The organism is Acidocella sp. (assembly GCF_036489515.1).
Lineage (GTDB): Bacteria > Pseudomonadota > Alphaproteobacteria > Acetobacterales > Acetobacteraceae > Acidocella.
Map to the genome: position 1 here is coordinate 13,924 of NZ_DASXFO010000003.1, position 12,566 is coordinate 26,489.

11 protein-coding genes are annotated in these 12,566 nt (G+C 62.7%); 7 read left to right on the forward strand and 4 right to left on the reverse strand.

Annotated features, from left to right (window positions below):
* Positions 1–41: 41 nt before the first annotated feature.
* Together VGG47_RS00300 and VGG47_RS00305 are read right to left on the reverse strand one after the other, a co-directional pair.
* Entirely contained in the window at positions 42–911 is an 870-nt protein-coding gene (locus VGG47_RS00300) for a glycosyltransferase family 2 protein (RefSeq protein WP_331534852.1), read from the reverse strand.
* A 409-nt stretch (positions 912–1,320) separates the two neighbouring features.
* Positions 1,321–2,013, reverse strand: coding sequence for an aldolase (locus tag VGG47_RS00305; RefSeq protein WP_331534853.1), 693 nt, complete (start codon positions 2,011–2,013; stop codon positions 1,321–1,323).
* 207 nt (positions 2,014–2,220) lie between these two features.
* Between VGG47_RS00305 and otnI the strand changes: the two genes are divergently transcribed.
* The 7 genes from otnI to VGG47_RS00340 all read left to right on the forward strand — a co-directional run bounded on the left by otnI (position 2,221) and on the right by VGG47_RS00340 (position 10,683).
* A complete protein-coding gene (otnI, locus tag VGG47_RS00310; protein WP_331534854.1) occupies positions 2,221–3,003 on the forward strand; it encodes a 2-oxo-tetronate isomerase in 783 nt (260 codons plus the stop codon).
* Positions 3,000–4,274, forward strand: coding sequence for a 3-oxo-tetronate kinase (gene otnK, locus VGG47_RS00315; RefSeq protein ID WP_331534855.1), 1,275 nt, complete (start codon positions 3,000–3,002; stop codon positions 4,272–4,274). The genes otnI and otnK overlap by 4 nt, the downstream gene beginning before the upstream one ends.
* A gap of 169 nt (positions 4,275–4,443) precedes the next feature.
* A complete protein-coding gene (gene denD, locus VGG47_RS00320) occupies positions 4,444–5,424 on the forward strand; it encodes a D-erythronate dehydrogenase (protein WP_331534856.1) in 981 nt (326 codons plus the stop codon).
* A 242-nt stretch (positions 5,425–5,666) separates the two neighbouring features.
* Positions 5,667–6,941, forward strand: a complete 1,275-nt coding sequence (locus VGG47_RS00325; RefSeq protein ID WP_331534857.1) for an MFS transporter — start codon at positions 5,667–5,669, stop codon at positions 6,939–6,941.
* Between the two features lie 132 nt (positions 6,942–7,073).
* On the forward strand, positions 7,074–8,723 hold the full coding sequence (locus VGG47_RS00330) for an amidase (RefSeq protein WP_331534858.1): 1,650 nt from the start codon (positions 7,074–7,076) through the stop codon (positions 8,721–8,723).
* Positions 8,724–8,914: 191 nt separating this feature from the next.
* Positions 8,915–9,769 carry a hypothetical protein gene (locus VGG47_RS00335; protein WP_331534859.1) on the forward strand — a complete coding sequence of 285 codons (855 nt, stop codon included), beginning with the start codon at positions 8,915–8,917 and terminating at the stop codon, positions 9,767–9,769.
* Positions 9,770–9,966: 197 nt separating this feature from the next.
* Positions 9,967–10,683, forward strand: coding sequence for a hypothetical protein (locus tag VGG47_RS00340; RefSeq protein ID WP_331534860.1), 717 nt, complete (start codon positions 9,967–9,969; stop codon positions 10,681–10,683).
* Positions 10,684–10,687: 4 nt separating this feature from the next.
* Here the strand turns inward: VGG47_RS00340 and VGG47_RS00345 are convergent, their stop codons facing one another.
* Together VGG47_RS00345 and VGG47_RS00350 are read right to left on the reverse strand one after the other, a co-directional pair.
* Positions 10,688–10,885: a recombinase family protein gene (locus VGG47_RS00345; protein WP_331534861.1), complete on the reverse strand. Its 198-nt coding sequence runs from the start codon at positions 10,883–10,885 to the stop codon at positions 10,688–10,690.
* Between the two features lie 323 nt (positions 10,886–11,208).
* On the reverse strand, positions 11,209–12,423 hold the full coding sequence (locus tag VGG47_RS00350) for an NAD(P)/FAD-dependent oxidoreductase (protein WP_331534862.1): 1,215 nt from the start codon (positions 12,421–12,423) through the stop codon (positions 11,209–11,211).
* Between the last annotated feature and the right edge of the window lie 143 nt (positions 12,424–12,566).

A 12,566-nucleotide genomic window follows, 5' to 3' on the forward strand; every position in this document is an offset into this window, starting at 1 on the left:
TTAGCTTCTTTTTGTTCACAAAAAGAAGTCTTCCGCTTCCTCTAACGCAACGACAAAATCGCCGTCGGGTCGAACCTGCCGCACAAAATATGCCAGAGTCCGAGCCAGTTACCGCGCACCCGCCCCAATCGGTCGATGAAGGGTTCCGGTTTCAGGGCGTGCACATGGTTGGCGATCAGGTTCCGTGCCATCAGCCGCGCGGCCTTTTTCCGCTGCATCGTGCCCTTGCGCACCAGATAGGCCGGGTTGACCATCTGCGAAAAACCCAGCGCCAGTCCCGGGCTACGCCCCTTGCTCACGCCGCGATGCACCCCGGCAAAGGCGTCGGTCTTCACCACGCGGCCTTTGCGCAGCAGCTGCCCGGCGAAATCGGCATCCTCTTGCCAGGCATAGAGCGGCAATTTCTCATCAAAGCGTAGATCCTGCACGGCACTGGCGCGGAACGCCATGTTGCAGCCGTAAAGCCCATCGGCCGGCGTGACGGAATAGACCGCACCGGCCAGCCTGCGTTGCGCGTTCACCTCCGCCATCGCGGCATCATAAGGTATGCCGCCTTGCTTCGCCCCATCTCTCAGCACCAGCCCCGTGGCACCCGCAATGTCGGGATACTTGGCGAACAGCCGGGTCACGCCCTCGAGCGCGGCGGGGGTCGGCAGGAAATCATCATCATAGAAGACCACGACATCGGTGCTACCTTGGAGCGCGTCCAACCCTCGATTACGCTGCGCCGTCAGCCCCTTGCGTCCCATGATTACCTGGACAAGCGGGCCTAACACCGGGGGCAAATCCTCCTGCCGTTCCACGGACAGGATGATTTTAGCCGGCTGCAGGGTTTGCCGGGCCAACTGCGCGAGGAGCTGGCCGATCTCCTCCCCGCGACTGACCGATGCCACGATGACTGCGACGTTCACTGCTCTCTTTCCAGAACGACTTTCTTCCCAGAATGGTTAGACACGACGTCAGATGCTTCCTGCGCCACCGCTATGCCGTCACGGTTGGACCACGGCGACCATCCACCACGCCGCAGCATGCCCAACTTGCTGCGGCGCAATCAAGGCGAAACGCCATCTTAAGTATCAGATCTTCGTGAAGCCGAAAAAAATTTCTACCAAAGATTGAAAACAAGCCGTTCGCTCGAACGATTTGGTTACCCAAGCAAACGAAGGGGAAGGCTTCTTTTTGTGAACAAAAAGAAGCCAAAACTTTGTTAATCTGGGCCTGAGGCGTTGTCGCCAACACCGCCCATGGCCCAGCATAAAAGAAGTTTTTGCGCCGCTTTTTTCAAAAAGCGGCCACTTTCTTTACCTGAAACAACCGCCCCTAACCGTGCGGATGATCATGGGCCGCATCCGGATGCGCCAGATCATGCAATTTGAACGCTCTTGTGAGGTCGGCGATCTGTTCGGGAGACAGCACACGCGGGTTCATGTTGCGAAGAAGCAGATATAGTTTCGCGGTTTCCTCGAGCTCCTCGGTGGCGAACACCGCCGCCTCCAGCGACTCTCCCGCCACCACCGGGCCGTGATTGGCCAGCAGCACCGCGGCGTGGCGTCCGGCCAGGCCGCGGATCGCATCGGCCACCGCCGGATCGCCCGGGCGGTGATACGGTACCAAAGCGGCATTGCCGACGCGCATCAGATAATAGGGCGTTAGCGGCGGCAACACCGCCTTTGGGTCGATGTCCGGCAGCATCGACACCGCGACCGAATGGGTCGAATGCAGGTGCACGATCGCCCGCGCCGCACCGCGTGATTCATAGAGCGCGCTGTGCAGCGGGATCTCCTTGGTCGGCGGGTCACCGCCGATCAGCTTGCCATTCGCATCCAGCCGCGACAGGCGTGCCGGGTCGAGAAAACCGAGCGAGGCGTTGGTCGGCGTCACCAGCCAGCCGCCGTCATCCAGAAGCAGGCTGATATTGCCCGACGAGCCCGGCGTCAGCCCCCGCTCGAACAGCGAGCGCCCGTACCGGCAGATGCTTTCGCGCAATTTGGCTTCTTCGTGCAGGTCCGTCACGGACAATCCTTCCCGGCAAGATAAGAAGACGGGTCGTCCACAAACGCCCCTCACCTTGCTTGCATGATAGGCCTGATATATTTTCTTTGACAATGCGTTCGAGACGCTCGGTTTTCTGGAATGTGCTCAAGGCCCCGACAAACGATCCCACTCCAGGGAAGCCCGCAGCGACGATATAACCTTCTAATACGGGACGGAGACCTCCAAGTGCTGCAATTTGCCGCCAATCTTTCCTTCATGTTCAACGAATGGGATTTCATGGACCGCTTCGCCGCAGCGGCCGATGCCGGGTTCACTGCGGTCGAATATCTGTTCCCCTATGATTTCGCACCGGAGGCGATTGCCACGGCGCTGCAGAAAAACCGGCTGACGCAGGCTCTGTTCAATTTTTACCCGGGCGATTTCGCCGGCGGCGATCGCGGCCTCGCCGCCCTGCCGGCGCGGGAGAAAGACCTGACCGCCTCGATCGCGCAGGCGCTCATTTACGCCCAGGCGACCGGTGTCAAACGCCTGCATCTGATGGCCGGCCTGGCAGAGGCGCAACATCCCGCGCTGATGACGTATTACCGTCATTCCGTGCGCCGCGTCGCCGAGGCGCTGGCGGCGCACAACCTCGACCTGGTGCTGGAGCCCATCAACAGCCGCGATATTCCCGGCTACTTCCTCAATAATGTCGATGTCGCCGCCGCCCTGATCAAAGAGGCCGAGCTGCCGAACCTGAAACTGCAGTTCGACATCTATCACTGCCAGATCATCCATGGCGACGTGACGACGCGGCTGCGCAAATATATCGACTTGACCGGCCATGTGCAGATCGCCAGCGTACCGTCACGCCACGAGCCGGACGGCGAGGAGCTGAATTATCCATTCCTGTTCGCGGAGCTGGAGCGGCTCGGCTATGCCGGGTTCATCGGCTGCGAATACCGGCCCCGGGCCCAGACACTGGACGGTCTCGCCTGGTTCAAACCCTATGCCGGAACACGCGCATGAGCCTGGTCCTGGGCGCCGTCGCCGACGACTATACCGGCGCGTCCGATCTCGCCAACACGCTGGCGCAGGCCGGCTTGCGCACCGTGCAGACCATCGGCGTGCCGGAGGCCGGTTGGCGCCTGCCGGATGTCGATGCCGTGGTCGTGGCGCTGAAAAGCCGCTCCATCGCCGCGGCGGAGGCGGTGGCGCTGTCGCGCCGCGCCGCCGTCTGGCTGCGCGACCAGGGCGCGCAGCATGTGCTGTTCAAGGTGTGCTCGACCTTCGATTCCACCGATCAGGGCAATATCGGCCCGGTGATGGACGCCCTACGCGAGGATTTTAGCGCTGGGCCGGTGCTTGTCACGCCGGCGTTTCCGGAAGCCAGGCGCACCGTGTTCATGGGCCATCTGTTCGTCGGCGAAGTGCCGCTGAACGAGAGCCCGCTGAAGGACCACCCGCTGAACCCCATGCATGACGCGAATCTCGTGCGCGTGCTGGCGCGGCAAAGCCGGCACCCCGTGGGACTCATCCCCTTCGCCACCGTGGAGCATGGCGGCTACGCGATCCATGAAGCAATGGAGGTGCTCCGCGCCGAAGGCAAAGGGGCGGCGATCGTCGACGCCGTGGCGGACCGGCATTTGCAGGAGATCGGCGAGGCGGCGTTGCAGAACCCGATTTCCGTCGGGGCCTCGGGCCTCGGCCTCGGCCTCGCCCGCGCTTTGATCGCGGGCCACTCTGTTGCGCCGCACCAGAGCGAAACAGCAGCGAACATGGTCGTGGGCGGACACGCCGCTTTGCTGGCCGGCAGCTGCTCGCAGGCGACGCTGGAGCAGATCGCCGCGATCGAGGCCGAAATCCCGGTGCTGCACCTGGACTTGGCGCGGCTTCTGGCGGGCGCCCCGGTGGCTAAGGATGCCCTCGACTGGGCCAGCGCAAGATTAGCCGCCGGGCCCGTGCTGATCGCCAGCAGCGCCGCGCCGAGGGAAGTCGCAGCGTTACAGCAGCAGCACGGGCGCGAGCATGCCGGCGGCCAGATCGAGCAGTGTTTGGCGGAAATCGGCGCCGGGCTGGTCGCGCGCGGCGTGCGCCGGCTGATCGTCGCCGGCGGCGAGACCTCGGGCGCCGTGGTTAACCGCCTCGGCATCCGCGCCTTTCTGGTGGGGCCGGAGATCGCCCCCGGCGTGCCGGTCCTGCGCACCGAAGGCGCCGACACCGACATGCTGCTCGCCCTGAAATCGGGCAATTTCGGGTCTAAGGATTTCTTCCAGCGCGCGCTTGCGATGATGCGTTAAGAAAGCAGCCGCTTTTTGAAAAAAGCGGCGCAAAAACTTTTTTTATGCTGGGCCATGGCTGTGTCAGCCACAGCGCCCATGGCCCAGCATAACAAAGTTTTTTTGCTTCTTTTTGTTCACAAAAAGAAGTCTTCCCTTCGCTTCAACTCATAATAAAGGTTCGTCCCCCATGCATGTTCTGATACTTGGCGCCGCCGGCATGATCGGCCGCAAGCTAACCACGGCGATCGTGAAAAATGGCGGTCTCAACGGTAAAGAGGTCGACACGCTGACGCTGGTCGACGTCATCGCCCCGCCGGCGCCGGAAGGGTTTTCCGGCCAGGTGAACGCCTACGCCGCCAACATCGCCGAGCCCGCCACCGCGCAGCGCGCCGTCACCGCCCGGCCGGACGTGATTTTCCACCTCGCCGCGATCGTCTCCGGCGATGCGGAAGCCAATCTGGAAAAGGGCTACACGATCAATCTCGACGGCACGCGCCTGCTGTTCGACGCGGTGCGGCTGGAGCATGAGCGCTCCTTCTATTGTCCGCGCGTGGTCTTCACCTCCTCGATCGCAGTGTATGGCACGCCGTTTCCGGATGTCATCGACGACGACTTCGCGTTAACGCCGCTTACCAGCTACGGCGCGCAGAAGGCGATGAGCGAGCTGATGCTGGCCGACTATTCCCGCCGCGGCATCATGGATGGCATCGGCCTGCGCCTGCCGACCATCTGCGTGCGCCCGGGCAAGCCCAACCTCGCCGCCTCCGGCTTTTTCTCCGGCATCATTCGCGAGCCGCTCTCAGGGCTGGAGGCGATCCTGCCGGTGGCCGATACGGTGCGCCATTGGTTCGCGAGCCCGCGCGCCGCGGTCGGTTTTCTGATCCATGCGGCCGGCATCGACCTTGCCCCGCTCAGCGCGCGCCGCAGCCTGATACTGCCCGGCCAATCGGTCACGGTCGCCGAGCAGATCGAGGCCCTGCGCCGCATCGCCGGCGACAAGGCGGTCAGCCTGATCCGCCGCCAGCCGGACGAGAAAATCGCCACCATCGTCAATGGCTGGGCCAAAGCCTTCGCGCCCCGCCGCGCCGAGGCGCTGGGCTTCGTCGCCGACAAGTCATTCGACGAGATCATCCAGGTCTATATCGAAGACGACATGCCGAAGGGCTGAGAAAGGAAGCAGCCGCTTTTTGAAAAAAAGCGGCGCAAAAACTTTTACTCCGCTGGGCCTGTGGCGCTGAAACAGCACGGGCCCAAAGGAGCAGAAGACTACTTTTTGTTCACAAAAAGTAGTCTTCCTTGCGCCTGCTGCGCCGCACCAAATCAGGCAGCACGTATGCCCGGCTTGCATTGGAAGTAAAGGCAATTCTGGCGCAAACTGCAGGTTGCAGATACCAGGACTCGCCGCCTTTTATGGAAACTACCCGCAACGCTGCCGCCACGACGCAGGCAGCGCCATCCGTCAGTGTCACCTGGCAAATCCTCGCCACGGTGTACTTCAATTTCATCATCTATTTCCTGATCGGCCTGCCGCTGGCGGTGTTTCCCAGCATCGTCCACAACCAGCTCGGGTTGAGCGCCACACTGGCTGGCTTCCTGATCAGCCTGCAATATGCCGCGACCTTCGTGACGCGCTCGACGGTGGGGCAAATCACCGATTCCTGGGGGCCGAAATGGGCAGTGCTCGGCGGCCTGGCCAGTGGCGCGGTCAGCGGGCTGTGCGTTCTCGAAGCCGCATTCCAGAGCAGCGCCACCGGCATCCTGATCTGGCTGTGCCTGAGCCGTCTGTTCCTCGGCGCGGCGGAGAGCGGGGTCAGCACCGGCTGCATCACCTGGGGCATCGGCCGGATGGGCGCTACCCATACCGCCGAGGTGATTTCCTGGAACGGCGTCACCTCCTATGGCGGCATCGCCGCCGGCGCGCCGATCGGCGTTCTGCTCAGCCATATCCACGGGCTGACCGCCGTTGGCCTGACCACCACCATCCTGCCGCTGCTGGGCCTGGGCCTCTGCGTCCTGAAAAAACCCGTGCCGGTGGTGCGCGGCATGCCGATCGCCCTCAGCACGGTGTTCCGCCGCATGCTGCCGTTCGGCGGGGCGCTGGCGCTGGGTTCGCTCGGCTTCGCCACCATCGTCGCCTTCATCACGCTCTATTTCTCCGACCATCATTGGAGCGGCGCCGCCTATGCGCTCACCGCATTCGGTGCGTCCTTCGCCTCGGTGCGGATTTTCTTCTCCGGCGCGATCCGCAAATTCGGCGGTTATCGCTGCAGCCTCATCTCCTTCATCATCGAATTCTTCGGCCTGGGCATCCTCTGGCTGGCGCCATCACCTTGGGTCGCGATCTGCGGGGCGATGCTGACCGGGTTCGGCTTGTCCCTGATCTTCCCGGCTCTGGCCGTGGAAGCGCTGAAGACCGTGCCGGTCTCCAATCGCGGGGCCGCGATTGCCGTCTATACCGTGTTTCTGGACGTGTCCCTCGGCGCGACCGGCCCGCTCGCCGGCATCGTCATCGGCCATTTCGGCTATCCCTCGGTGTATCTGCTGGGGGCTCTGGCGGTCGCGTTGGCCCAGGCCCTGACCTGGCGGCTTTCGGTCCTGGCGAAAACCCGGCGCCTCCCCGTGGCCGTCGAAAGTTCCCCCGCCGCCCGCACGCTGCCGGCACAAACGGCGCGCGCCCGGCTTTAGCAAGAAAGCAGCCGCTTTTTGAAAAAAGCGGCGCAAAAACTTTTGTTATGCTGGGCCATGGGCTTGTCACCGACAACGCCCATGGCTCAGATTAATAAAGTTTTTTGCTTCTTTTTGCTCCAGGAGGCTCTCGTGCCCGACCCTCTGCCGATTTCCGACGCAACGCTTGCCGCCGCCGAGCCCCTGTTCGGCATCTGCTACACGGACGCCGAACGCCAGCTGATGCTGGACAATCTCGCCGAGCAGATCGCACGGGCTCAGCAGCGCCGCGCGGTCGCCCTGCCCGCCGCCCTCGGCCCGGCCACGCGCTTCGACCCCAGGCTTCCGGGCTTTCTGCCGCCGCCGGTCGGGCCGTTCCAGATCACGCCGGCCGAGGCCGAGCTGCCGGCAGATGACGAGGACATCGCCTTCGCACCGCTCGCCGCGCTGTGTTTCTGGATCCAGACCGGACAACTGACCGCCACGCGGCTGACAAACATTTATCTCGACCGGATCGCCCGGCTGAACCCCAGCCTGTTCTGCTTTGCCGCCATCACCGCCGACGCGGCGCGGCGCCGCGCCGCCGAGCTCGACACAATGACGGCGCAGGGCAAAAATCTCGGCCCGCTGCACGGCATCCCGTATGGGATGAAGGACATCATCGACACGGCAGGCGTCGAGACCAGCTGGGGCGCCGAACCCTATCAGGGCCATGTGCCCGCGCAGAACGCCTTCATCACCGACCTGCTGCACGAGGCCGGCGCGATCATGCTGGGCAAGACCGCCGTCGGCGCGCTGGCCTATGGCGATCTCTGGTTCGGCGGGCGGACGCGCAATCCGTGGAATCCGCAGGAAGGGTCCAGCGGCTCCAGCGCCGGGTCCGCCGCCGCCGCAGCCGCCGGTCTGGTCGGGTTTGCGATCGGCACCGAGACGCTCGGCTCGATCGTCTCGCCCGCCACGCGCTGCGGCGTGACGGGGCTGCGCCCGACCTATGGGCGCGTCTCCCGCCGCGGTGCGATGCCGCTCTGCTGGTCGCTCGACAAGATCGGCCCGATCGGCCGCACGGTCGAGGATACGGCGATCGTGCTCAGCGTGCTCAACCAGCCCGACCCGCTGGATGAATTCCAGATTTTTGTACCGTTCGGCTACGCGTCCGGCACGTCGATCGAGGGGCTGCGGGTCGGCTACCATCCGGAAGATTTTGAAGCAGCGCAGGCGCTGGACCGGCAGGCGCTTGAGAGCGTGCGGGCGCTGGGCTTGGAACTCGTGCCCCTCACCCGCCGCAAACTCCCCTATGACGCGTTGCTCGGGCTGCTGCAGGCCGAAGCCGCCGCCGCTTTCGAGGAGCTGACGCTGAGCGGCCGCGACGACATGCTGACCTGGCAGGGCCCGGCTGCCTGGCCGAACGGCTTCCGCAAGGCACGCTTTCTCTCCGCCGTCGACCATGTGCAACTCGACCGGCTGCGCCGGCTGGTGATGACGGAGATGGACGCGGTGTTCCGCCAGGTGGATGTCGTGATTGGGCCGAGCCTGGTCGGGCCGATGCTGGTGATCACCAATTTCACCGGCCATCCCTGCCTGTGCCTGCCGGTGGGCTTCTTCAACTCAGAGACAAGGGACCCGCACGGACTGTCGCGTTACCAGCCGACCGCAGCGCCGCCGGGCGACGCGGCGCCGCGCGAGGTGCCGCATTCAGTGTGCCTCTGGGGGAGACTGTTCGACGAAGGGCCGATGCTCGCCCTCGGCCGGGCGCTGGAGCAGAATTTCGCTCCCCGCCGCCCGCCGGTGGCCTCAGGCAAGTGAAGGAAGGCTACTTTTTGTGAACAAAAAGTAGCAAAAAAACTTTGTTAATTGGGGCCATGGGCGTTGTCGGCGACAATGCCCATGGCCCAGGATAGTAAACGTTTTTGCGCCGCTTTTTTCAAAAAGCGGCCGCTTTCTTAATTGGCATATTTGATTTGATTTCAAAACGAATTTTTGCTTAACACATTCACATGATCGTCCGCTCGCGTGCGCCGCTTCGGTTGGGGCTTGCCGGCGGAGGGACTGACGTTTCGCCCTATTGCGACCACTTCGGCGGCGCCGTTCTGAATGTCACTGTCAATCTCTATGCCTATACCGTCCTGGAGCCGACTGACGACGGGCAGATCTGCTTCTCTTGTGCCGACATCGATGGTGCATTTCAGACCCAGGCTGATCCGTGTCTTGAGGTGGCGTATCCGCTGATCCTTCACCGCGCCGTCTACCGGCGCGTCGTCACGCAGTTTAACAGCGGCCGCCCGCTATCCTGCCGGATCACGACCTATTGCGATGCTCCTCCCGGATCGGGACTGGGCGCCTCGTCGACGCTCGTAGTGTCGCTGCTGAACGCCTTTGTGGCGTGGTTTTCCCTGCCGTTGCGCGACTATGAGATCGCGCAACTCGCCTTTGAAATCGAGCGGGGCGATGCGGGGCTCCAAGGCGGGCGGCAGGACCAGTATGCGGCGACGTTCGGCGGGGTGAATTTCATGGAATTTTACCCGGAAGAGCGGGTCGTTGTGAACCCGCTGCGGGTGAGCTCCTGGATTCTCTCGGAGCTTGAAGCCTCGCTGGTGCTGTTCAACAGTGGCGCCTCGCGCTCCTCGGCCGCCATCATCGAGACGCAGACCACCAATCTGGCGTCCGGTACGGGAACCACGCTGGAGGCGCTGCATGAGATCAAGGCGGACGCCTTTCGCATGAAGGAATGCCTCCTGAAAGGCGATATCGGCGACTTCGCGCGCGTCATGGGCAAGTCCTGGGAAGCAAAAAAGCGGCTCGCCGACAGCATCAGCAATCGTCAGTTTCTGTTGCAGAAGTCCGGTTTATAGTCAGAGCATGATTTAAGCCTATGCCAAGATCTTGGGGGGAGGTCGCCCCCGGTGGTTCGTATATAATATAGGCTTTTGGCAATGAAATAGCCTTGGAAACCAGCGGCTCCTTGCACTACTGCGGAAAAGTAGGGGCCTAACGCCTCATCGACATTTGTTGAGCTCCGTAGCATTCTCCTGGCAAGGAGTGGTGCGGCATGGGGTGGGTAAGGGACTGGCTGGAAACAGTTAATAACGGCCTGAGTGTTGGTGTCGCACTTGGATTGCCGATCGGCGGGGTGGTTAGTGCTGGCGCCGGGATATGGGCTTACGTCCGCCATGGGAGCTTTCTATTTCTTGGCGTAACGGCGCTTCTTGTCTTTGCCCTCTCTCTTTGGTCCTGGATTGGGGTCGTATGGCTTATCGACCGGGCAAAGCGAACAAAAAAGGATTACGATTGCGCGTGGGGAATGGCAGTTGATGCCGCATTTGTCGGCTTAGACCCGCCTGGAGCTATAATAGAGATCCAAGTGTCACTTCAACTCCGGAACACCCTTGCCTGGCCGTTGCGATACGAAATCGTTTCCCAGTCAATCGAGATCAATAACATGCTCCCCGATATCCAGACATCAATGCCCGCCCCGAGCATAGTGGCCGCGGGACGCGACATATCAGTTAATTTCGCTGGATACTCCCACGGCCGGGTTAACCTAAAAAACAGCTTTGCAGGGAATGCCAGACTAACGCTGCGCTATGGTCACCCAGAATCGGGCTTTAGTCGCGAGATGTCACGTTCGTATAGTTTTCACCTGAATTCTCCTCAAGGCCAGCTCTCGAAGTTGGCGGGGATGACCCCACCGATGAGCCATAAACTGACGCTTTTGTTTACACCAAAAGAGCAAGACGATGATAAACCGACAAAGGTCCGCCGATAGGCGATTAAAGAGCACGGATCAGCTCGCGCTCAAATTCAGCCAAGCCACCAAAAACGGTAAGCATAAGCCGGCCGTGAGCCGTTGTTGTATTCGCCCAGGCGTCATTTAAAGGCCAAAATCCGGCCTTTTTGCCGGTGATCGCGGAGAGGGCATTTAGGAGGCCACGGGTTGAGCGGGCCAGCCGATCCAACCTGGTCCTCATGAGTACGCCGACCTAATAGTAATACCCTCAGGTTGTGCGGGCCGGTCATGATTTTGCTCGGAAAGGAGAGAACCGCTGATCTGGGCAGGCCGGCAGACGGCGGGTGTTGCGCTCTCCTCCCGTAAGCTGCCTGTCCGCTATCGGCCCTAAGCCGAAGGTCTGGTCTACTCTTGGACCGCCTGGGAGTGGTCCGGCAGAAAACCACCCAAAGCCGCATTTCGAACTGACCCACTACCAAAAAACTCTTTTTGCTCCTGGGCCATGGGCGCTGTCGCCTGCAATGCCCATGACCCAGCATAACAAAAGTTTTTGCGCCGCTTTTTTCAAAAAGCGGCTGCTTTCTTCTCGCCGCACCAAGCCAGCACCCCCCGCCCCGCCGCCCGGCCGGTGGCCAGGCAGGCTTGCAGCAAATACCCGCCCGTTGGCGCCTCCCAGTCCAGCATTTCGCCTGCCGCGAACACCCCGGGATGGCGGCGCAGCATCAGGCGCTCGTCCAGATCTTCGAGCCTGATCCCCCCGGCGGTGGAAATGGCGCGCGCCAGACCGACGGGCGCCACCAGGCGCAATGGCAGGGATTTGATGAGGCCTACCAGGGATGAGGTGTTGCCGGCATGGCGCGCTTCCTGAACCAGGCCGATTGCCACGGGCGACAGGCCCGCCCGCTTGCGCAAATGGTTGGACAGGGATTCGCGAACCGCCCCCACCAAACGGGCGGTCAACGCCTCGGCACTCAGATCGGGGCGCAGATCGACGCGAAGCTCGGCCCCGCCGTCACGTGCGATCATCTCCCGCGCCCGCGCCGACAGGGCATAGACCGCGCCCCCCTCTATTCCGTCCTTGGTGATCATCATTTCGCCCGGAACCGTCACATCACCGCATGACAACGCGATGCGTTTGAGCGGTGTGCCTGCGAAGCGTTGAACAAAATGAGCCGACCAATCGACCCTGAAACCGCAATTGGCCGGGCGCAGCGGCGTGATGCCGATATCGGGCAGCAACGCGGTCCAACCGCCATTCGCCCCCAACCGTGGCCAGGAAGCGCCCCCCAGGGCCAGCACCACGGCATCGGCGGCATTGACGGTGCCGTCGGCGAAGCGCAAGACCTCCGGCTCCCAACCGGTCCATTCCGCGCGGGTCACCAGCGTAACGCCCAAACCCTCCAGCCGCCTGATCCAGGCGCGCAGTAGCGGGCTGGCTTTCATCGCCGTGGGGAAGATCCGACCACTGCTGCCCACGAAGGTGGGCTGTCCCAGCCCCGCACACCATTCCCGCACCTCCTCCGGCGGAAAGGCGGCGAGCCAGGGCGCCATCCAGTCCGCGGCCTCGCCATAGCGGGGCAGGAAACGCGCCATCGGTTCCGAATGGGTGATGTTGAGGCCGCCCCGTCCGGCCATCAGCAGCTTGCGCCCGAGGCTGGGCATGCGGTCGAACACGGTCACCGCCAAGCCATTTTGCGCCATCACCTCGGCGGCCATCAGCCCCGCAGGACCGCCACCGATGACGGCGACGCGATAAGGAGAAGAAATTTGTTGATCCACGCGCCCTTATGCACCGCGGGGGGAAGGAAAGGCCAGACAAGGAAGGAAAGCAGCCGCTTTTTGAAAAAAGCGGCGCAAAAACTTTTGGCTATGCTGGGCCGTGGGTGTTGTCGGCGACAACGCCCACGGACGCGGCCGCTTTT